The sequence below is a fragment of the Massilia aurea genome, from assembly GCF_040790145.1.
Classification (GTDB): domain Bacteria; phylum Pseudomonadota; class Gammaproteobacteria; order Burkholderiales; family Burkholderiaceae_D; genus Telluria; species Telluria aurea_C.
This window is the reverse complement of record NZ_JBFMMP010000004.1, coordinates 196,810-218,912: the sequence shown is the minus strand read 5'-3', so window position 1 is coordinate 218,912 and position 22,103 is coordinate 196,810. Positions and strand designations below refer to the sequence as shown.

Below are 22,103 nucleotides of genomic sequence, written 5' to 3'. Positions count from 1 at the left end.
GTGGTGTCGGTACTTATGCGAAGCGGCGCGCTTCGCCGGCGCCGAACAGATTGCTCGTGCAGCGGCCGCACAGGGTCGGATGCGCTGGATCGTGGCCGACGTCGCGGCGATAGTGCCAGCAGCGCTCGCACTTCTCGGCTTCCGACGGCACGACCGCCACGGCTTCCTCGGCCTCGGCTGCGACTTCCGTGACGCTGGCCTGCGACGTGATGAAGACGAACTTCAAATCGTCGTCCAGGCTGGCCAGCGCGCGGTACTTCTCGCCCGATGCCTTGATCGCCAGCTCGGCCTGCAGCGACGAGCCGATCGCGCCGGACGTGCGCACTTCTTCCAGTTGCTTCGTCACGTCCAGGCGCACCTGGCGCAGCAGGGCGTACTTGGCCAGCAGCGAATCGCCGTCCGCCAGTTCGGGGAAGGTCCACAGCGTTTGCGTGAAGATGGTTTCATCGCTGTTTGCAAACGTCTCCTGGTCCGCGAAAACGGCCCATGCTTCTTCGGCCGTGAACGACAGCACCGGCGACATCAGGCGCAGCAGCGCATGCGCGATGTGCCACAGTGCGGTCTGCGCCGAGCGGCGCGCGGCAGAATCGATGCCGGTCGTGTACAGGCGATCCTTCAGGATGTCGAGGTAGAAGCCGCCCAGGTCTTCCGAGCAGTAGTTCTGCAGGCGCGAGACCACCGGGTGGAATTCGTAGCGCTCGAAATGCGCGGCGACATCCTTCTGCAACTGGGCCATCGAAGCGATCGCATAGCGGTCGATCTCGAGCAGCTCGTTCATCGGCACCGCGTGTTTGGCCGCGTCGAAATCCGATGTATTGGCCAGCAGGAAGCGCAGCGTGTTGCGGATGCGGCGATACGATTCGGTCACGCGCTTCAGGATCTCTTCGCCGATCGACAGCTCGCCCGTGTAATCGGTCGAGGCCACCCACAGGCGCAGGATGTCGGCGCCAAGCGTGTCGGAGATTTTTTGCGGCGCCATCGTGTTGCCGAGCGACTTGGACATCTTCTTGCCATGCTCGTCGACCGTGAAGCCGTGCGTGAGCAGCGCCTTGTACGGCGGCTCGCCATTGAGCATCGAGGACGTGAGCAGCGACGAGTGGAACCAGCCGCGGTGCTGGTCCGAGCCTTCGAGGTACAGGTCGGCCGGGAAGCCCAGTTGCTGCTTGTGCGAGCCGCGCAGCACGGTCTGGTGGGTCGCGCCCGAATCGAACCAGACGTCCAGCGTGTCCTTGTTCTTTTCGTAGATGGCGGCGTCCTCGCCCAGCAGCGTGACCGGGTCGAGATTGTGCCAGGCGTCGATGCCGCCGGTTTCGAACAGCTTGGCCACTTGTTCGAGCAGTTCCGGCGTGCGCGGGTGCAGGGTGCCGGTCTCTTTGTGGATAAAGAAGGCCATCGGCACGCCCCACTGGCGCTGGCGCGACAGGGTCCAGTCAGGGCGGTTCTCGATCATGCCGTGCAGGCGCGCCTGGCCCCAGTCCGGGAAGAACCGGGTCTTGGCGATGCCGGCCAGCGCGGTCTGACGCAGGGTCGGGCCGCCATCTTTTGGCGTGATGTCCATGCCCGCGAACCACTGGCTGGTGGCGCGGTAGATGATCGGCGTTTTATGGCGCCAGCAGTGCATGTAGCTGTGATCGAACATCTTCAGTTCGAACAATGCACCCGCTTCGGTCAGCGCAGCGCAGATCGGTTTGCTCGCTTCCCAGATCGTCATGCCGCCGAACAGCGGCAGCGTCGGAACATAGCGGCCATCGCCCATCACCGGCTTGAGGATGTCGTCGTCCTGCATGCCGTGCGCCTTGCACGACACGAAGTCTTCCAGGCCGTAGGCTGGGGCCGAGTGTACGACGCCCGTGCCGCTGTCGACGGTAACGTAGTCGGCCAGGTACAGCGGCGAGAGGCGGTCGTAGAACGCGTCCTGCTTGTGCAGCGGGTGCCTGAAGTTGATGCCGGCGAGTTTTTCGCCGACCGTGGTGGCGATGACGGTGCCTTCGAGCTTGTAGCGCGCCAGGCACGACTCGACCAGCTCGGAGCCGAGGATCAGCAGCAGCGGCTTGCCGTCACGCTCGGCCTGCACCAGCGAGTACTGTACTTCCGGGCCCACGTTCAGGGCCTGGTTCGACGGGATGGTCCACGGGGTCGTGGTCCAGATGACGATGAAGCCATCGCCTTCCGGCAGCTTGGGCAGGTCGAAGGCGGCGGCGATTTTTTCCGGTTCGGCAAACGGGAAGCCGACGTCGATCGCCGGGTCGCGCTTGTCCTGGTATTCGACTTCGGCTTCGGCCAGGGCCGAACCGCAATCGAAGCACCAGTTCACCGGTTTCAGGCCGCGATACACGTAGCCTTTTTCCAGCAGCGTGCCGAGCGCGCGCAGCTCGTCGGCTTCATTGCTGAACGCCATCGTCATGTACGGATTGTCCCACTCGCCGAGCACGCCCAGGCGGATGAAGCCGGCCCGCTGGCGGTCGATCTGCTCGAGCGCGTAGGCGCGGGCCTTTTGCAGCACTTCGGCCGTTGGCAGGTTCTTGCCGTACAGTTTTTCGATCTGGATCTCGATCGGCATGCCGTGGCAATCCCAGCCCGGCACGTAGGGCGCGTCGAAGCCGGCGATCGTGCGCGACTTCAGAACCATGTCTTTCAAGATCTTGTTGACGGCGTGGCCCAGGTGGATGTCGCCATTCGCATACGGCGGGCCGTCGTGCAGGATGAAGGTCGGACGGCCCTTGGCCGCCTTGCGCACCCGCTCGTAGATTTTCTTGTCTTGCCACTGTTTTACCCAGCCCGGTTCGCGCTTGGCGAGGTCGCCGCGCATCGGGAACGGGGTGTCGGTCATATTGACCGGGTATTTGCTCTCGGGCTTCTTGCCACCCTTGGCAGGGTTGTGCTGTTTGGTGTCGGACATAAGGTTCTTTTGTTGGGTGTTCGTGTGTACGGCGCCATGCGGCGCGTCGAATAGGGTGAATCTGATGGTGAGAACGCGCTTTCCGGCCAGTCGGTGACTGCCCCGAAAGCGCACTCAAATTCGGTCGGTCGCGTTCAAGGCGCCATGGCGCTGGTCGAAGAACGCGCGTGCCTGCAGCGCGTCGTTGTCGATTGCGGCCGTGAGCAGGGCCAGGTCGGCGTATTTTTCTTCGTCGCGCAACTTGGCCAGAAATTCGACGCGCACCAGCTTGCCATAGCAATCGCCGGCATAGTCGAACACATGGACTTCGAGCAGCGTGCGGCCCGCGTCTTCGACCGTCGGGCGCACGCCCAGGCTGGCCACGGCCGGCAGCGGCTGTTCGGCCAGGCCGTGCACCTGCACGACGAAGATGCCGGACAGGGCAGGGCGGTGCGTGACGCGCAGATTCAGTGTCGGGAAGCCCAGCGTGCGGCCGAGCTTGGCGCCATGGATCACATGGCCCGACATCGCGTACGGATGGCCGAGCAGTTTGCTGGTGCCGCAAAAGTCGCCCGCAGCCAGGGCCGCGCGCACGGCCGACGACGAGATGCGTTCATCGCCATGGATCACGGCGCCGAGCGTGTGGACCTCGAAACCGAACTCCCGGCCGGCGTCCATCAACATCGCGATGTCGCCGGCGCGACGCGCGCCGAAGCGAAAATCGTCGCCCACCATCAGCCACTTGACGTGCAAGCCGTCGACCAGCACGCGCTGGACGAAGTCGCGCGGCGACATGGCGGCGAATTGTTCGTTGAAATGTTCGACGATGACGCGGTCGATGCCGGCCTGATCGAGGTCTTCAAGCTTGTCGCGCAGATTGGCGACGCGGGCAGGGGCCTTGGACGGGTCGCCCAGCTTCTGGGCAAAGTATTCGCGGGGATGCGGTTCGAACGTCATCACGGCCGCGTCCAGACCGAGCGCATCGGCCGCACCGCGCACGTGCGCCAGCAGGGCCTGGTGGCCGCGATGGACGCCGTCGAAATTGCCGATCGTGAGCGCGCAGGGCGCGCGCGCCCTGTCGTTGGGAAGTCCGCGAAATACCTTCATCAAATCTGGTTCCGGTTGCGCGCCGAGCTGTGTTTGTGCGGCGCCAAAAGCCTGATTATACGGGAACTGCGCGGCAACTCGGGCGTTGCATAGGAGGAATGATTGGCATGCGGAAGGTTGCGCGAGCGCGGGTGCGTTCTCTTTCACAGCCCACGTGTACGGCGCCAAAAAAACGCCCGAAGGCTCATGCCATTGCGTCAGCCGAAAAGCCGTCATCCCCGCGAAGGCGGGGATCCAGGTTTTCACACATACCGCGAACGCATATTGCGGTGGTTGTGCAACTGACTTGGATCCCCGCCTGCGCGGGGATGATGGTCTTCAGACTAGCGACGAATTAGCTGCGCTTCTGGTCGATCGCGAGAAGCGATTACGACAGTGGATGGTTGACAGCCAGGATCCAGTAGCGCGCCAGTTCCGCGGTGCCGTCCTTGCCGCCCACGGTCTTGAACGCAGCGATGGCTTGCTGCTTCTTGCCGGCCACGGCGTAGGCTTCGCCCAGACGCAGCTTGGCTTCTTCGGCATTGCGCAGGCCGCCGGCCTTGATCGCCGCTTCCATCATTTTCAGGCCCTTGTCGGCCTGGCCAGCTTGCACCAATGCATAACCCAGGCCAACCATCTGGTCTGCGTCCTTGGCGGCGGTGTACTCGGCTTCGAGTGCGGCGAAGTTCTTGTTCTGCTCGGCCAGGTTCTTTTCGGCCAGTTCTTTCAGGCGCTGGTGGCGCGCAGCGTCGGTGCCGGTGCCCAGGGCGCCGGCCTTGTAGCCACGGTCGATGATCTTGAGCGCTTCAGCCGGGGCTTTCGCCTGCAGTACCAACTGGGCCATTTCCATGAACTCGCTTGGCTTCTTGAGCAGGTTGTTGGCCAGTTTGAGGCGGTAGACGTCGATGTTCAGACGCTGCGAGTAACCAGGCTGACGCTGGACGCGGTTGAGCAGGTCGGTCCAGTACTGGGCCTTCGGATAGCTCGCTGCCAGCTTCTCGATCGTGCGGACGTAGCCGGCCGTATCGTTTTTCTTGAGCTGGATATTGGCCAGCATGCCGAGCTGATCTTCGCTCAGGCGGCCGGTTTTTTCAATGGTGCGCAGTTCTTGCTCGAGCGCGGCGGTGTTGCCTTGCTTGTAGTAGTTCTGCAGCAGGTAAGCGCGCAGCTTCGGATCGTTGTTTTGCTTGAGCAGCGTTTGGATCGTGCTGTTGGCTTTGTTCAGATCGCCGGCGCGCATATAGATGCCGACCAGGCCTTCCGAGAATTGCGAACGCTCGTTGGCGTTCAGCTTGCCCGAATTGAGTAGTGCTTCGAACGATTTGGCAGCGGTGTCATAGTCGCCGGCCGACGAAGCTGCCGCAGCGCGAACGCGCTCGATCGTGTAGCTTTCGTTGGCGGTCTTGTTGCCTACTTTGTCCAGTCCACGCAGGGTTGCCAGTGCTTCTTTGTGCTTGCCCTGCTTCATTTGCGCCTGGGCTTGCTGCAGTGGCTTACCGATTTCCGCGCGCAAGGCTTCTGCAGCGACAGCGGAGGACAAACCGATCACCGGAGTGGCGGCAACGAAGCCGAGTGCGGCCATTGCGATGCTGAGGTGAGCGAGACGGAACTTGATCATCTGAACAATCCTTATTTCAAAATGGACACGGCAGGGGGTAGCCCTGCCGTGTGGTCAAAACATGGAACGATTACTGGAATTGCTCGTTACCGACCATGCCGATTTTGCTGACGCCGATGCGCTGGGCAGATGCCATCACGCCGGCCACAACTTTATACTCTACCAGCTTATTTGGACGCAAGTGCACTTCAGGCTGGTCAGCCATTGCTGCGACTGCGTTCATTTTCGCTTCGAGGGCTGCACGATCAGGGATCACTTCGCCATCCCAGAGGATGGTGCCGTCAAAGTCCACGTCGATGGTGACCACGACCGGCTTGACATCCGTCAGCGGTGGCGGGGTACCCGTCGGCATGTTCAGATTGACCGAGTGGTTCTGCTTTGGAATCGTGATAATCAGCATAATGATCAGAACGAGCAAGACGTCGATCAACGGCGTCATGTTCATTTCCATCATCGGTTCCGGATCAGCATCCTTGGCGGAGCTCGAACCTACGCTCATACTCATGGTGTTTCCTTTTCAAATGTCGGGAGAAGGGCGCGGCGCCCGGCTCGATGAGCCTGGCGCCGCGTGCAGGGCTATCAGCCCGGTGGCTCGATGACGAAGCCAACCTTCTGCACCCCAGCACGTTGTGCCGTGTAAATGACCCGGCCGATCGCTTCGTACTTGGCCTCTTGGTCGCCACGCACTTTCACTGCCGGTTGCGGCACTTTCACCGACTGCTCCGCGAGAAACTTGAACAGTTCGTCCGTGTTCGCGAGGTGCAGCTGGTTATAGTACATTTCGCCGTCTTTATTGACGGTGATGTTTACGTCTTCCGGCTTGGTCAGGGTGACCTGGTTCTCTTCTGCAGGCAGTGCAACGGTCTGCAGCTTCAGAACCACCGGACTCGTGATCAGGAAGATGATCAGCAGAACCAACATGATGTCAACGAGTGGCGTCGTGTTGATCTCTGAATTCAGCTCATTTTCTCCGTTATCGGATCCGACACTCATCGACATAATTTATCCAATCTTTTTGGCGCTGGCGGCTGCGTTCGAGGTCGACATTGCGCCCGAGATCAGCACCGAGTGCACGTCAGCCGAGAACGAACGGATGTCTTCCAGGACGGTCTTGTTACGACGCACCAGCCAGTTGTAACCCAGGACGGCAGGAACTGCAACGAACAGACCGAAGGCGGTCATGATCAGTGCTTCACCGACTGGACCTGCAACCTTGTCGATCGATGCGTTACCCGACATGCCGATGGCGGTCAGTGCGTTGTAGATGCCCCAGACGGTACCGAACAGACCGATGAACGGCGAGGTCGAACCAACGGTTGCCAGGAACGACAGGCCATCTTGCAGACGCGACTGGACGCGGTCGACCGAGCGCTGGATCTGCATGGTGACCCAGGTCGACAGGTCGATCTGCTCGAGCAGGGCGCCGTCGTGGTGCTGGGTAGCCTTGGTGCCGGTTTCAGCGATGAAGCGGAATGGCGAACCTTCTTTCAGCTGAGCCGAACCAGCAGCGATCGACGGTGCTTTCCAGAACTTGGCTTGCATTTCTTTCGACTGGCCCATCACTTTTTGCTGATCGATCAGCTTGGTGATGATGATGTACCACGAACCGATCGACATCAGCGACAGGATGATCAGGGTGCCCTTGTTGACGAAGTCGCCGTGTTCCCACATGGCTTGCAGGCCGTACGGGTTGTAGACTTCTTCGGTTTTTTCGGTGCCTGGAGCAGCAGCCGGTGCAGCGGCGTCAGCCGGAGCAGCAGCAGCGTCGGCAGCAGGAGCAGCCGCTGGATCGACAGCTGGTGCAGCTGCGTCGGTCGCTGCTGGCGCTGCTGCGTCGGTTGCCGGGGTTTCTTGAGCGAAGGCTGGTGCCGACACCAGCGCCGATGCTGCGGTTACCGACAACAGGACAGCCGCCAGGAAAGCGGACAAACGGGTATTCTTAAACATGCTTCCTCCAAAATATTTAAATAGACAGTTCGCTGAACTTACGACAACGACAATCAAAGGTTGAGACGGTGTTTTGTCCCGGTTTTATTCCAGCGTCCAGACGTACTGCACCGCTGTCCACGCCTGTTCCGGCTTGCCATCGATCATGGCTGGCTTGAATCGGCATTTGCTCAGAGCCGATTGCGCGGCCCGGTCCAAGTCTCGGAAGCCACTTGACTTCGCCAGCTTGGCTTCCAACACGCGACCATCGACACCAATCAGGAACTGCAGGGTCGTGGTACCCGTTTCTTCATTGCGTTGCGACGAACGCGGATATTCCGGACGTGCGCAAGTATTAAAGTCTGCTACTGCCTCGCTGCGGCTGACGCCACGCGGTGCCGGTGGTGCTGGCGGCGCAGGTGGTGCCGGTGGAGCAGGCGGTGCCAGCGACGTGGTCGGTGGCGGCGTCTGCGTCGCGGCGGCGATCACGTTCTGCGGCGGTGGCGGCTGCTGCACCTGCACTTCGACCGGCGGGATGAATGGAGGCGGTGGGGCCTTCATTTCCGGCGGTGGCGGCGGTGGCGGGGTTTCCGGTGGTGGCGGTGGAGCCACTTCTTCAATCAGCTTGGTCTCCACAGCTTCGGTCACCGTGCTGACGATCCGGGTACCCAGGCCAGCCACGAGTGCCCAACCCACAAGGATGTGGAAGATGAGAACAACGATGAATCCTGTGAAATTTTTCCCGGGTTGCTTTTCGTTCGAAAAATTCATGCCATATTTCTCCAATGCCAACTCTTTTTTGTTGCTACCAAACCCACTAAATACGACGGAAACCTAGAGCCGCATCCGGGACATTCGAGGAATTATACCTACGAATTCTTTTTTGCACATACATTTTTACGGCGCCGAAAGGGTCGCTAACTGCTTGTAAATGCACGCAAACAAGCTCATCTATACAAGAACGGATGGGCCATACAGCGGGGCTTGGCAGTCCGGAAAATGTGTAGTTTTATATATCGATTCTCCTCATCACGTGGAAGATCAGTGCACAGACCACTTTCGCCAAATTATTATCGTTAAAACAGATCTCTGGCAAATTTCCTATGACTAAATAATGGCTTTTCTGCAAACAATAGCCATTCTTTCTGTCCCCACCCGGCGAGCAAACCGCCTGGAACCGCCAATTGCCTGCACAAGGTATGGAAAAAAACTATACCAGTAATCACCATTGAGACAGGTCAACCGTGTGTTCAACCACGAGTTCAACTTGACAGGAATGAAAGCTGCGAGCTTCCACACCCTTGAACCCAAACTATATTACTTAGTTTTGCTAGGTACTTCACCACCATATTGCCATGACGTAGATGTGACAGCGCCAACATGTGATGACGGCAACATACCATGAAATCTGTATGTTGGCGATACCAAGGCGGTGTAATTGCGCGTGCATAGTAGCGCGAAGGGTAGGGTGGGCGGCGATGCTGCCGACGCGGTGGTGGTTGGTAGCGAGATCATTCGGCGCGAGAACGCTGCCGACAGCAATCGACGCGGCGGCGCAGCCGCGCCGTCGGCAGTGCCAACGAGGCGGATGAGAGGGATCTCAGTGCCCGCGCTTTTCGCGCCGGCACTCGATGAAGCTGACGACATGGCCGTTGGGATCGGCCGTTTCGAGACGCACATCGAAGCCCCACAGACGGGCGACGTGCTTGAGTACCTCTTGGGCCTGCTGGTTGAGCGGGCGGCGGTTGTACTGCGTATGGCGCAGCGTCAGGGCACGGTCATCCCGTGTATTGACTTGCCAGACCTGGATGTTTGGCTCGCGGCTGCCCAGGTTGTATTGCTCGGCCAGCTTGTGGCGCACGTAGCGGTAGCCGGCTTCGTCGTGGATGGCCGAGATCGACAACTTGTCGCTGCGATCGTCATCGAGCACAGCAAAGAAATGGAATTCGCGAATCAGCTTCGGCGACAGGTACTGGGCGATAAAACTTTCGTCCTTAAAATTGCGCATCGCGAAGTCGAGCGTCTTGCGCCAGTCACTGCCGGCAATGTCAGGGAACCAGGTGCGGTCTTCGTCGGTCGGGTGCTCACAGATGCGGCGGATGTCGGTCATCATCGCGAAGCCCAGTGCATACGGGTTGATCCCGCTGTAATACGGGCTGTTGGCGGGCGGCTGATACACGACGTTGGTGTGGCTTTGCAAAAATTCGAGCATGAAGCCATCGCCGACGATGCCCTCTTGATACAGGTCTTGCAAGATGGTGTAGTGCCAGAACGTGGCCCAGCCTTCGTTCATCACCTGCGTCTGGCGTTGCGGATAAAAGTATTGCGAGATCTTGCGCGTGATGCGCACGAGCTCGCGCTGCCAAGGCTCGAGCAGCGGCGCGTATTTTTCAATGAAGTACAGCAGGTTTTCTTCGGGCTCGGGCGGAAAACGCACCGGCGCCGCGCTTTGCACCTGCTCCTCGCGCAGGGGTAGCGTGCGCCACATGGCGTTCACTTGCGACTGTGCATACTCTTCACGTTCTTTCGTGCGTGCCGCCTCTTGCGCCACCGACAGCTTGGCCGGCCGCTTGTAGCGGTCCACGCCGTAGTTCTGCAGCGCGTGGCACGAATCGATTAATTCTTCTACCGCATCGATGCCATGGCGCTGCTCGCATTCGGCGATATAGTTTTTGGCGAACACCATATAGTCGACGATGGCGTCGGCATCGGTCCAGCTCTTGAAAAGGTAATTGCCCTTGAAAAAGGAGTTGTGGCCATACGCCGCGTGCGCGATCACCAGTGCCTGCATCGTCAAGCTGTTCTCTTCCATCAGGTAGGCGATGCAGGGATTGGAATTGATGACGATTTCGTAGGCCAGGCCCATCTGGCCGCGGCGGTAGCTTTTCTCGGTACTCAAGAAATGCTTGCCGAACGACCAGTGATTGTATGACACGGGCATGCCGACCGAGGTGTAGGCATCCATCATTTGCTCGGCGGTGATGATCTCGAGCTGGTTCGGGTAGGTGTCGAGGCCGTAGCGTTTGGCCACGCGCCTGATTTCTTCGTGCGCCTGCTCGATCAGGTCGAAAGTCCACTCCGACTGTTCGGGCAGGGCACGCGGGTTGTCCGGATCTCTTGGCATGGGGCGCCTCGCTGTTGGGTAGTTCGGCTGTTCGCCGCGTCGCCGGGCCGCGGCTACTTGGCCTGCTTCTTGAACAGTTCGCGGAACACCGGATAAATATCGGCCGGCGTCACGATCTTTTGCATCGCGAAGTTGCGGTGCTGGTTGGCGACGTCGCAATATTGTTCCCACAGGTTCTGGGGTGGGCCGTCGGTGATTTCGACGTAGGTGTAGTACTGAACCCGCGGCATGATCGCGTTGGACAGGATCTGCTTGCACAGCACCGAATCGTTGTCCCAGTTGTCGCCGTCCGACGCCTGCGCCACGTAAGCATTCCAGTCGGCGCTGCCGTAGCGCTCGCTGATGACTTTTTGCAGCAGATGCAGCGCCGACGACACCACGGTGCCGCCGGACTCGCGCGAGTGGAAGAACTCGTTCTCGTCGACCTCGGCCGCCGCCGTATGGTGGCGAATGAAGACCACGTCGATTTTTTCGTACACGCGTTTCAGGAACAGGTATAGCAGGATGAAGAAGCGCTTGGCCGTGTCCTTGCGCGTTTCATCCATCGAACCCGAGACGTCCATGATGCAGAACATCACGGCCTGGGTGCTTGGCTTGGGCACCTTGATCCGGTTGGCGTAGCGCAGGTCGAACGGATCGATGAAGGGGATGGCATTCAGGCGGATGCGCAGGTGGTGAATGTGGTCCTTGAGCTCGATGACGCCCTCGTCGTCGCCGGGCGCGCCCTCGTCGAACAGCGCCTGCAATTGCTGTTGTGCTTCGGACAGCTGGCGCCGGGTGGGGCCACCGACGGCGATGCGCCGGCCCAGCGCACCGCGCAGCGAGCGCAGCACGTGGATATTCGACGGCGTGCCCGAGACGTTGTAGCCGGCGCGCTGGTTCTTGTATTCAATGGTCTGGGACAGCTGCGTCTTGACCATATTCGGCAGCTCAAGGTCTTCGAAGAAATAATTCATGAATTCTTCGCGCGACAGCTCGAAGATGAAATCGTCTTCGACGGTCTGGTCGCTGTTGCCGGCGCGGCCGCGCCCGGCGCCGGCGCCACCGCTGCGGGGGCGGCTGAACTGGTCGCCCTTTTGATACTCGGTGTTGCCGGGATTGACAGTTTCCCACACGCCGCCATGGGCGTGGCCGAAATGCGGCTCGTTCACATCCTTGACGGGAATGGTGACTTTTTCGCCGTTTTCGATGTCGGTGATCGAGCGGCCCTTGATGGCGCGGCCGACGGCATCCTTGATTTGCGCCTTGTAGCGGCGCAGGAAACGTTCGCGGTTGACCGCAGACTTGTTCTTGCCCTGCAAGCGACGGTCGATGAGGTAAGTCAAAACAGGCCTCCTGCTCAATGTAAGCGCGGATCTGGCGTTTTGGACACGCTAATTTGGCGCTGTGGCGCTGCCATCAAAACAGCAGCACCCCTATCTTAATACGCTGCGCGAACGCGCGTGCGATGCACGTGCAGCGTGGGACGTTGCCGGCTGACGGCCTGCGGCCAGCCGGCAACGTTGTTGCTCAGGATGACTTGCGCACGCGCAGGTACCACTCGCACAGCAGACGTACCTGCTTCGGCGTGTAGCCTTTCTCGACCATGCGCGCCACGAAGTCGGCGTGCTTGTTCGCGTCATCGGTATTCGCCTTGGCATTGAACGAAATAACCGGCAGAAGTTCCTCGGTATTCGAGAACATTTTTTTCTCGATCACGCTGCGGAACTTTTCATAACTGGTCCAGGCCGGATTTTTGCCGGCATTCGTGGCGCGCGCGCGGAGACTGAAGTTGACGATCTCGTTGCGGAAGTCCTTCGGATTTGAGATACCCGCCGGCTTCTCGATCTTTTCCAGTTCGGCGTTGAGTGACTCACGGTCGAAACTCTCGCCGGTGTCAGGATCGCGGAATTCCTGGTCCTGGATCCAGAAGTCGGCGAACGTGACGTAGCGGTCGAAGATGTTCTGGCCGTACTCAGAATAACTTTCCAGGTACGCCGTTTGAATCTCTTTGCCGATGAAGTCGACGTAGCGCTGCGCCAGATGTTCCTTGATATACGAAAGATAGCGCTGCTCAGTTTCAGGCGGGAATTGCTCGCGTTCGATTTGCTGCTCGAGCACGTACAGCAGGTGGACCGGATTGGCCGCCACCTCGGTATTGTCGAAATTGAAGACCTTCGACAGAATCTTGAATGCAAAGCGGGTCGACAAACCGTTCATGCCTTCGTCCACGCCGGCGTAATCGGCATATTCGTGCAGCGACTTGGCCTTGGGGTCGGTGTCTTTCAGGTTGTCGCCGTCGTACACGAGCATCTTGGAGAAGATGCTGGAATTTTCGGGATCCTTCAGGCGCGAGAGCACGGCAAATTGCGACATCATGCGGAGCGTACCGGGCGCGCAGGGCGCCTTGTTGAGCGACGAATTGCGCAGCAGTTTGTCGTAGATTTTGACTTCATCGGACACCCGCAGGCAGTAGGGCACCTTGACGATATAAATGCGGTCCAGGAACGCTTCGTTATTGCGGTTGTTGCGGAAGGTTTTCCATTCGGATTCATTCGAGTGGGCCAGCACGATGCCGTCGAACGGAATCGCGCCAAAGCCCTCGGTGCCCTTGTAGTTACCCTCTTGCGTCGCCGTCAGCAGCGGGTGCAGCACCTTGATCGGCGCCTTGAACATCTCGACGAATTCCATCAGGCCCTGGTTGGCCAGGCACAGGCCGCCCGAATAGCTGTAGGCGTCCGGATCGTCCTGCGAAAAATCTTCGAGCTTGCGGATATCGACCTTGCCGACCAGGGACGAGATATCCTGGTTGTTTTCGTCGCCCGGTTCGGTCTTGGAAATGGCCACCTGCTTGAGGATCGACGGATAACGGCGCACGACGCGGAACTTGTTGATATCGCCGCCGAATTCATGCAGGCGCTTGACGGCCCACGGGCTCGGTACTGCGCGCAGGTAGCGGCGCGCGATGCCGTAATCTTCTTCGAGGATGGTGCCGTCTTCTTCTTCGCTGAACAGGCCCAGGGGCGACTCGTTCACGGGCGAACCCTTGATCGCGTAAAACGGCACCAGCTCCATCAGGCTCTTGAGTTTTTCGGCAATGGACGATTTACCGCCGCCGACCGGGCCCAATAGATACAGGATCTGCTTGCGTTCTTCGAGGCCTTGCGCGGCATGGCGGAAATACGAAACGACCTGTTCGATCACTTCTTCCATGCCGTAAAACTCGCGAAACGCCGGATAGATCTTGATGACCTTGTTGGCGAAGATGCGCGACAGGCGCGAATCGAGACGGGTATCGATCAAGGTAGGTTCGCCAATGGCGGCGAGCATGCGTTCGGGCGCGCTGGCATACGTCAGCGGGTCACGCTTGCACATCTGCAGGAACTCGGTCATCGAGTATTCTTCTTCCCGAGTACGCTCATAGCGGGCCGTGTAATTTTCAAGGATGCTCATTGAATTTCCTTTAATGTGCCAACAACGAATCACTGTCACAGCAGCTGCACATGGCGCTGCCCGGGGCCCCGGTTATTTTTTGGCGTACTCCTTGTTCGGTCGTCACGTGCGGCGCCAGCGTGGTCGGCGTCGTGGAAGGTGCGCGTGCGATTGCTTGTTGTGGATTCGAATCTACCGAATCTACCGCAGTGTGGAGAGCGTCTTTTTTGCGTTACTGAAATTTATTATGTGCCTAATAGTTTCCGAAGTCAAAGTCGTGTTGTACACCATGATGACCCTGCGACAAGTGCTTGATTCAAATATCGAAAGCTGGTTTTTGCAGGCGCCGCGCGTGCGCCATGGAAGGTGCCGAAACGCGGCGTCGAGGCCGGTCTGGATCGAGAAGAAGAACGGCCTGGACCACGTTCAATGTCACCCGATGCATGCCGAGTGTGCACCAACTGTGCCACGGGCGGCGCACGCGAATCGTGCTTCGGCGCCCGGCGACGCTGCGCTTTTTCGCTATGGCACGAGCCGATCGCACGCATGCGTTACACTTGCCGGTCGCCTCAACGCGACCTTATTCATTGAACACCCTGTTGGAGAACACCATGCTTGACGAACGCCTGCGCACCCAGTTGCAGAACATGCCCAAGGCAGAACTGCACATCCATATCGAGGGCTCCCTCGAGCCAGAACTGATTTTTGCGCTCGCACAAAGAAATAACGTCCAGCTGGCCTATGCCTCGGTCGAAGCGTTGCGCGAAGCCTACGCTTTCAGCGATCTGCAATCGTTCCTCGACATTTATTATGCCGGCGCCAGCGTGCTGCTGACCGAGCAGGACTTCTATGACATGACCGCCGCCTACCTGGCGCGCGCCCATGCCGACAATGTCCGCCACACCGAGATCTTCTTCGACCCGCAGACCCACACCGCGCGCGGCGTGCCGTTCGAGACCGTGATCAACGGCATCTGGCGCGCCTGCCAGGACGCGCCGCTCAGCGCCGAACTGATCATGTGCTTCCTGCGCCACCTGTCGGAAGACGACGCAATCGCCACGCTCGACGAGTCGCTGCCGTACCGCGACAAGTTCATTGGCGTGGGCCTCGATTCGTCCGAAGTCGGCCACCCGCCCGAGAAGTTCGCGCGCGTGTTCGAGCGCGCCCGCAACCTGGGCCTGCGTCTGGTCGCCCACGCCGGCGAAGAAGGCCCGCCAGCCTACATCGAAAGCGCGCTCGACGTGCTCAAGGTCGAGCGCATCGACCACGGCGTGCGCAGCCTGGAAAGCCCGCTTCTCGTCGAGCGCCTGGTGCGCGAACAGATGGCGCTGACCGTGTGCCCGCTGTCGAACATCAAGCTGCGCGTGTTCGACGTCATGGGCTCGCACAACCTGCGCACGCTGCTCGACGCGGGCCTGGCCGTCACGGTCAACTCGGACGATCCGGCGTACTTCGGCGGTTACGTCAACGAGAACTACTTCGCCGCCTTTGATGCGCTGCCGCTCAATGCCGGCCACGCGCAGCAACTGGCGCGCAACAGCTTCGAGGCCGCCTTCATCGACCCGGAGCGCAAGCGCGCGTTCCTCGCCGAAGTCGACGCCTTCTTCGCCAACGCTTGAATCCATAGAACGGAGCGACGCCATGTTCGTCCAGGCTCTTCGCATGACGGCGCGCGACTGGCGCGCCGGGGAACTGCGCTTCTTGCTGGTGGCGCTGATTGTCGCCGTGGCGGCACTCACGTCGGTCGGCTTCTTCACCGACCGCATGCGCGCCGGCATGGACCGCGATGCGCACCAGCTGCTCGGCGCCGATTTGCTGGTCAAGACCGATGACCCGGTGCCGCAAGCCTGGCGCGACGAAGCCACGCGGCGCGGACTGCTGCTGGCCGACACCGTGACCTTCCCGAGCATGGCGCAGGCAGGCGAGGGCGATGCGTCGCTGGCGCAGCTCTCGTCGATCAAGGCGGTATCCACCGGCTACCCGCTACGCGGCCAGATGACGATCACCACCGATCCTGTCGCGGCGGGCGGCGCGCGCGGCGAAGCAACGCGTGCGGTTCCGGCGCCGGGCACGGTGTGGGTCGATCCTGGCCTGCTCGCGCAGCTGTCGACCCAGGTGGGCGGCATGCTCACGCTGGGGAACAGCCAGTTGCGCATCACGCAGCTGATCGCCACCGAACCCGATAAAGGCGCATCGTTCGCCAACTTCGCGCCGCGCGTGATGCTGTCGATGGCCGACCTGAAAGCGACGGGCCTGATCGACGATTTTGCGCGCGTGGACTTCCGCCTGCAGATCGCTTCGACCAACCGCAATGACCTGACTGTCATCAAGGCCTATGAAACCTGGCTGCGCGCGCAGATCCGCGACGGCAACGTCAAGGGCGTGCGCATCGAGACGCTCGAGAACGGGCGCCCGGAGATGCGCGCCACGCTCGATCGCGCGGGCTTGTTCCTGTCGCTCGTGGGCTTGCTGTCGGCGATGCTGGCGGCGGTGGCCGTGGCGATGGCGGCGCGCCGCTTCATGGGCCGCCACCTGGATGCCTGCGCGATGCTGCGCTGCCTGGGCCTGACCCAGAACCAGGTCACCGTCATGTACGTGACCGAATTTGCGCTCATCGGTTTGCTGGGCAGCGTGATCGGCGTGCTGGTGGGCTTCGGCGCGCACTTCGTGCTGCTCGAACTGATCGCGTCGCTGATCCGCACCGAGCTGCCGCCGGTGTCGATCCTGCCGGCGCTGCAGGGCGTGGCCACCGGCATGCTGCTGCTGGTCGGCTTTGCGCTGCCGCCAATTCTGCAGTTACGCAATGTACCGCACAACCGCGTGATCCGGCGCGAAGCCGGCGCGCCGCAACCGGCCGCGCTGGCAACGTACGGCCTGGGCGTGGGCGCGTTCTTCCTGCTGCTGTTGTGGCAGGCGGGCGACCTGACGCTGGCCTTGATTACCGCCGGCGGCTTCCTCGGCGGCTTCGCGCTGTTCGCGCTGGTGGCGTGGCTGGGCCTGAAACTGCTGCGCCGCATGCGTAACCTGTTCCCGCACCAGGCGTGGCGCTTTGCCGTCACGTCGCTGCAGCGCCGGCCCGGCGCCACGGTGGTGCAGGTGGTGTCGCTGTCGCTGGGCCTGATGGCGCTGCTGCTCCTGACCGTCGTGCGAGGCGACCTGATGTCGGCCTGGCAGTCGGCCACGCCGGCCGACGCCCCCAACCGCTTCGTGATCAACATCCTGCCCGAGCAAACGAAGGGCGTCGAAGGCCAGTTGGTGGCGGCCGGCGTGCAAGAGCCGGTGCTGTTCCCGATGATCCGCGGGCGCCTCACGGCGATCAACGGCGCGGCCATCACGCGCGATACCTTTGCCGATGGCGAAGCGCGCCGCCTGGCCAACCGCGAATTCAACCTGTCGACGACGAACGTGCTGCCCGAGGCGAACGAGGTGGTCGACGGCGCCTGGTTCAAGGATGCACCGGGCCTGGCCGAGGCGTCGGTCGAAAAGAGCATCATGGACCGCCTGGGCCTGAAGCTCGGCGACAGCCTGCGCTTCGACATGGCCGGCCTGATGGTCGACGCGAAGATCACCAGCGTGCGCAAGCTCGAATGGGGCTCGATGCGCGCCAACTTCTTCGTCATCATCAACCCGGCGGCGATGGCCAACGCGCCGACCACCTACATGACGGCGTTCCACGTGCCGGCCGAAGGCGCGAACCTGGGCAATGCGCTCACGCGCGCGTATCCGAACCTGACCGTGGTCGACGTCTCGGGCATCATCCGCCAGTTGCAGGATGTGCTGGACCAGGTGGTCGTCGCCGTCGAGTTCCTGTTCCTGTTCACGCTCGCCTCGGGCGTGCTGGTGCTGTATGCGGCGCTGATGGGGTCACAATCCGAGCGCACGCGTGAGGCGGGCCTGCTGCGGGCGCTGGGCGCCACGCGCCAGCAACTGGCCAGGGCGCAGCGGATCGAGTTCGTGCTGGTGGGTGGTCTGTCCGGCCTGCTGGCCGCGTCGGGCGCCGCGGCGCTGGGCTGGGCGCTGGCGACATACCAGTTCAAGTTTCCGTGGGCGTTCGCGCCTGGCGTGTGGCTGGCCGGCCTGGTAGTGGGCGTGCTGTGCGCGATCGTCGGCGGCTGGTTGGGCCTGCGCGGCGTGCTGCGCCAGCCGCCGCTGCAGACCTTGAGGGAAGCATAAGCATGCAAGATGTTCAAGCCGAAACGCAGACGCTGTACGAGATCATGGGCGGCGCCGAGCGCCTGCGCGCACTGGTCGACCGCTTCTATGACCTGATGCAGCTCGAGCCGGATTTTGCCGGCATCCATGGCATGCACCCGGTGCCCAACGACAGCTCGCGCGAGAAGCTGTTCATGTTCCTGTCCGGGTGGATGGGCGGGCCTGACCTGTACATCGAGCGTCATGGCCATCCGCGCCTGCGCGCGCGGCACCTGCCGTACGCGATCGGCACGAAAGAGCGCGACCAGTGGCTGCGCGCGATGGCCTGGGCCATGGAAGACCTGGGCTATGACGAGGCGCTGCGGCTGCGCCTGATGACCTCCTTCTTCCAGACCGCCGACTGGATGCGCAACAAGCCCGATTGAATCGATGACGATTGCAGATATTCTGATCCTGGTGAGCCTCGCGCTCATCGCCGTGTTGCTGGTGCTGGTCTTGCTGCGTCTGCGCAGCAGCGGCGACGGCCTGCATCTCGAGCGGCTCGAGCGCGAGCTGCGCCAGGAACTGCAAGCCAGCGCGCAAGCGACGCGCCAAGAACTGGCCGGGCATCTGGCCCAGTCGATGGCGCAGAACCAGAGCGCATCGAGCCAGCAATTCGACAGCATGCGCCAGCAGATGCAGCTGCAGTCCAGCAGCGGGCGCGAAGAGCAGGCGCGCGCGCTGAAACGCTTTGCCGACACGCTGCAGCAAACGCTGGGCAGTCTCACCGAATCGAATGCGCAGCGCATGCTGGAAGTGCGCAATACGCTGGAATCGAAAATCCGCGACCTGCAGCTCGATAACGGCAAGCGCCTGGAAGAGATGCGCCAGACGGTCGACGAGAAGCTGCACGCCACGCTGGAGACGCGCCTGACCGAGTCGTTCCGCCAGGTGTCCGAGCGCCTGGAAAAAGTCCACCAGGGCCTGGGCGAGATGCAGCAGCTGGCCATCGGCGTGGGTGACCTCAAGCGCGTGCTGACCAATGTGAAAACGCGCGGCACGTGGGGCGAGGTGCAGCTCGAGATGCTGCTCGAGCAGGTGCTGACCGTCGAGCAGTATGCGAAGAACGTCGAGACGGTGGCCGGCTCGAACGCGCGGGTCGAGTTCGCGATCAAGCTGCCGGGTGTCGTCGATGGCGGCGCGCCGTTGTGGCTGCCGATCGACGCCAAGTTCCCGAAAGAGCAGTACGAGCGCTTGCAGGCCGCGGCCGATATCGCCGATGCCGAAGGCGTGATCCGTGCCGGGGCCGAGCTGGAAAGGGCAGTGCGGCGCGAGGCGCAAACGATCTGCGACAAATACGTCTCGCCGCCGCAGACGACGGATTTTGCGATCCTGTTCCTGCCGACCGAAGGCCTGTACGCCGAAGTGATGCGCCGCCCAGGCCTGGCCGACGATTTGCAACGCACGCTGCGCGTGACGATCGCGGGCCCATCGACGCTGAGCGCGTTGCTCAACAGCTTGCAGATGGGATTCCGGACCCTGGCGCTGGAGAAGCGGTCATCGGAAGTGTGGCAGGTGCTGGGCGCGGTGAAGACCGAATTCACGAAGTTCGGCGACGTGCTGGCCGCGACCAAAACAACGCTGGAACGGGCCGCGAAAAACATCGAAAACGCCGAAGTCCGCAGCCGCCAGATGGCGCGCAAGCTCAAGTCGGTGGAAGCCTTGCCGAGCGAAGCGGCGCAATTGCTGCTGGGCGCCGACGGGCATGAACGCAATGACTGACACCGCCCATATCATCCACCCTCCACAAATAGGGTCAGAGTCGAATTATTGAGCAATTGCTCCAAAAAAGGCCGATTCCAATTAGGGTCAGAGTCGAATTATTGAGCAATTTCTCCTGCCGATAGCGGTCTCGGCAATTCTCGGACGGAAGAATTGAAAAAGTTGTCAAACAATTCGACTCTGACCCTAATTGGATTGCAAGAGCCGGTTAGCAATATTTGGGGTATCCGCTGGCGGTTGGGGAACACGTTCGGGCTGGGTTAGAACAGGCCTTCGAATGGCAGGATATCCACCATCTCGCCAGCGGCCACGTTGCCCTGTTCATCGTGCAGCACGACCATGCAGTTCGCTTCGGACATCGAGCGCAGGATGCCCGAGCCTTGCGCGCCGGTGAGGCGCACTTCGGGCGCACCGTCGATGCCGCGCGCGACGATGCCGCGCTGGTACTCGGTGCGGCCCGGTTTCTTGCGGATCGCATCGGCCGAGCGCGCTTGCAGCAGCGGCAGGGGCGCGTCGGCGCCCATCATCTGCAGCAGCGCCCCGCGCGCGAAAAAGTAGAACGACACCATCACCGCCACCGGATTTCCCGGCAGGCCGAACAAAAACGCGCTGCGGCCGTTCGATGACACCCGGCCGAATGCCAGCGGCCGGCCCGGGCGCATGCCCACTTTCCAGAACGTCACGTCGCCCAGTTGCGCCATTACCTGCTTCGTGTAGTCGGCCGCGCCGACCGAGACGCCGCCCGACGTGACGATCGCGTCGGCGTTCTCGCAGGCGGTGCGTAGCGCTTCTTCCAGCGCTTGGGGGCTGTCGCGCACGACGCCCATGTCGATGATTTCGCAGCCCAGGCGCGTGAGCATGCCGTAGATTGTGTAGCGGTTGCTGTCGTAGACGCAGCCTTCGCCCAGCGGCTCACCGATCGAGCGCAACTCGTCGCCGGTCGAGAAGAACGCCACGCGCAGGCGGCGCTGCACCGGGATTTCGGCAAAGCCGAGCGATGCGCACAAGCCCAGGTCGGCCGGCCGGATGATGCGGCCTGCCTTCAGCGCCGGGCTGCCGATTTGCAGGTCTTCGCCGGCCAGGCGGCGGTTGTCGCCAGCGCGGATCGCGCCGGCGCGCACGGTCATGGCGACGTAGTCGCCACTGTCGGCGAATTCTTGCGGCAGCACACTGTCGCAGCCGGCCGGCATCACGCCGCCCGTCATGATGCGCACGCATTCGCCGGGGCCGGGCACGATGGCTGACGGTTTGCCGGCAAGCACGGTCGCGACGACCTTGAACGTTGCCACGCCATCCTGCGGCAGGTCGACGCCCCGCAGCGCATAGCCATCCATCGCAGAATTGTCGTGCGCCGGCACGTTGATCGGCGAGACCAGGTCGCGCGCCAGCACGCGGCCCAGGCTCGCGCGCAGCGCTACCATCTCGACGGCGCGGACCGGCTGGATGAATTCGCGGATGATGCGCTGCGCATCGCGTACCGGCAGCGCGTTCGGGTCATAGCCATTGATGCAGCTGGCCACCTGGGCCAGGCTGGCGGGGAAGGCCGGTTGCTCGAGGTCGCGCAATTCGTCCAGCGTGTTGATATTGCGGAACGCGGCGGCATCGTCGAACAGGACCTCGACCGCTTTCAGGTCGCGCAGCCAGCGCTCGACGCGGCGGCCGCCTTCGGCCAGGTACCGCGATAACGCCGGCAAGCGATCGGCGCGCACCAGGCAAAACACCGGGTGCGGCTGGATTGGTTGACCGGCTTCCTGCGTCGCGGCATAGGCCACGTCGGCATCGTGCTCTTGCAGCGCAGCAAACAGGCGCGCCGCCAGATCGGGCGGCAGGAATGGCGAATCGCACGGCACGGTCAGCAGATATGGCGTGGCGCAGTAGCGCAAGCCCGCTTCGAATCCAGCCAGCGGGCCGGGGAAGTCCGTCAGCTCATCCGGCAAAACCATCGTGCCAAACGCGCGGTACTTATCCAGATTGCGGTTGGCGCTGATCGCCAGCGGCCCGACCTGCGGCCGCAAGCGCGCCAGCACGTGTTCGACCATCGTGCTCGAACGGAACGGCTGCAAGCCCTTGTCCACGTTGCCCATGCGCGAGCCGCGACCGCCCGCCAGAATCAATCCGCTGATCAAGCCTGTTTCCATCTGTTGATT

15 protein-coding genes are annotated in these 22,103 nt (G+C 61.7%); 4 read left to right on the top strand and 11 right to left on the bottom strand.

Annotated elements, in window-relative coordinates; all coding sequences use genetic code 11:
- Nucleotides 1-13: 13 nt before the first annotated feature.
- From ileS to AB2N08_RS09070, 10 genes are all read right to left on the bottom strand, one after another.
- Complete coding sequence (gene ileS / locus AB2N08_RS09115) at nucleotides 14-2,899, bottom strand: isoleucine--tRNA ligase (RefSeq protein WP_367610322.1); 2,886 nt, start codon at nucleotides 2,897-2,899, stop codon at nucleotides 14-16.
- Nucleotides 2,900-3,013: 114 nt separating this feature from the next.
- Nucleotides 3,014-3,985, bottom strand: a complete 972-nt coding sequence (locus tag AB2N08_RS09110) for a bifunctional riboflavin kinase/FAD synthetase (RefSeq protein ID WP_367610321.1) — start codon at nucleotides 3,983-3,985, stop codon at nucleotides 3,014-3,016.
- 367 nt (nucleotides 3,986-4,352) lie between these two features.
- On the bottom strand, nucleotides 4,353-5,582 hold the full coding sequence (locus AB2N08_RS09105; protein WP_367610320.1) for a tetratricopeptide repeat protein: 1,230 nt from the start codon (nucleotides 5,580-5,582) through the stop codon (nucleotides 4,353-4,355).
- 70 nt (nucleotides 5,583-5,652) lie between these two features.
- Nucleotides 5,653-6,087, bottom strand: coding sequence for an ExbD/TolR family protein (locus AB2N08_RS09100; RefSeq protein WP_367610319.1), 435 nt, complete (start codon nucleotides 6,085-6,087; stop codon nucleotides 5,653-5,655).
- A gap of 74 nt (nucleotides 6,088-6,161) precedes the next feature.
- Nucleotides 6,162-6,581, bottom strand: coding sequence for an ExbD/TolR family protein (locus tag AB2N08_RS09095; protein ID WP_367610318.1), 420 nt, complete (start codon nucleotides 6,579-6,581; stop codon nucleotides 6,162-6,164).
- A 3-nt stretch (nucleotides 6,582-6,584) separates the two neighbouring features.
- Nucleotides 6,585-7,529: a MotA/TolQ/ExbB proton channel family protein gene (locus tag AB2N08_RS09090; RefSeq protein WP_367610317.1), complete on the bottom strand. Its 945-nt coding sequence runs from the start codon at nucleotides 7,527-7,529 to the stop codon at nucleotides 6,585-6,587.
- 84 nt (nucleotides 7,530-7,613) lie between these two features.
- Nucleotides 7,614-8,279: an energy transducer TonB gene (locus AB2N08_RS09085; RefSeq protein WP_367610316.1), complete on the bottom strand. Its 666-nt coding sequence runs from the start codon at nucleotides 8,277-8,279 to the stop codon at nucleotides 7,614-7,616.
- 829 nt (nucleotides 8,280-9,108) lie between these two features.
- On the bottom strand, nucleotides 9,109-10,632 hold the full coding sequence (locus tag AB2N08_RS09080) for a SpoVR family protein (protein WP_367610315.1): 1,524 nt from the start codon (nucleotides 10,630-10,632) through the stop codon (nucleotides 9,109-9,111).
- A 53-nt stretch (nucleotides 10,633-10,685) separates the two neighbouring features.
- Nucleotides 10,686-11,957 (bottom strand): YeaH/YhbH family protein, encoded by a 1,272-nt coding sequence (locus AB2N08_RS09075; RefSeq protein WP_367610314.1) that lies wholly within the window; start codon nucleotides 11,955-11,957, stop codon nucleotides 10,686-10,688.
- A gap of 184 nt (nucleotides 11,958-12,141) precedes the next feature.
- Nucleotides 12,142-14,064: a PrkA family serine protein kinase gene (locus tag AB2N08_RS09070; RefSeq protein WP_367610313.1), complete on the bottom strand. Its 1,923-nt coding sequence runs from the start codon at nucleotides 14,062-14,064 to the stop codon at nucleotides 12,142-12,144.
- Between the two features lie 590 nt (nucleotides 14,065-14,654).
- On the opposite strand from AB2N08_RS09070, the gene AB2N08_RS09065 reads away from it, so the two are divergent.
- Genes AB2N08_RS09065 through rmuC form a run of 4 tightly spaced genes read left to right on the top strand, consistent with a single transcriptional unit; the run spans nucleotide 14,655 to nucleotide 19,956 of the window.
- Nucleotides 14,655-15,662 carry an adenosine deaminase gene (locus AB2N08_RS09065; protein ID WP_367610312.1) on the top strand — a complete coding sequence of 336 codons (1,008 nt, stop codon included), beginning with the start codon at nucleotides 14,655-14,657 and terminating at the stop codon, nucleotides 15,660-15,662.
- 22 nt (nucleotides 15,663-15,684) lie between these two features.
- On the top strand, nucleotides 15,685-18,216 hold the full coding sequence (locus tag AB2N08_RS09060; RefSeq protein ID WP_367610311.1) for an ABC transporter permease: 2,532 nt from the start codon (nucleotides 15,685-15,687) through the stop codon (nucleotides 18,214-18,216).
- A gap of 2 nt (nucleotides 18,217-18,218) precedes the next feature.
- Entirely contained in the window at nucleotides 18,219-18,620 is a 402-nt protein-coding gene (locus AB2N08_RS09055) for a group II truncated hemoglobin (RefSeq protein WP_367610310.1), read from the top strand.
- A gap of 4 nt (nucleotides 18,621-18,624) precedes the next feature.
- A complete protein-coding gene (gene rmuC / locus AB2N08_RS09050) occupies nucleotides 18,625-19,956 on the top strand; it encodes a DNA recombination protein RmuC (RefSeq protein WP_367610309.1) in 1,332 nt (443 codons plus the stop codon).
- Nucleotides 19,957-20,216: 260 nt separating this feature from the next.
- Here rmuC and moeA read toward each other — a convergent pair whose 3' ends face one another.
- Entirely contained in the window at nucleotides 20,217-22,094 is a 1,878-nt protein-coding gene (moeA, locus tag AB2N08_RS09045; protein ID WP_367610308.1) for a molybdopterin molybdotransferase MoeA, read from the bottom strand.
- Nucleotides 22,095-22,103: the final 9 nt, after the last annotated feature.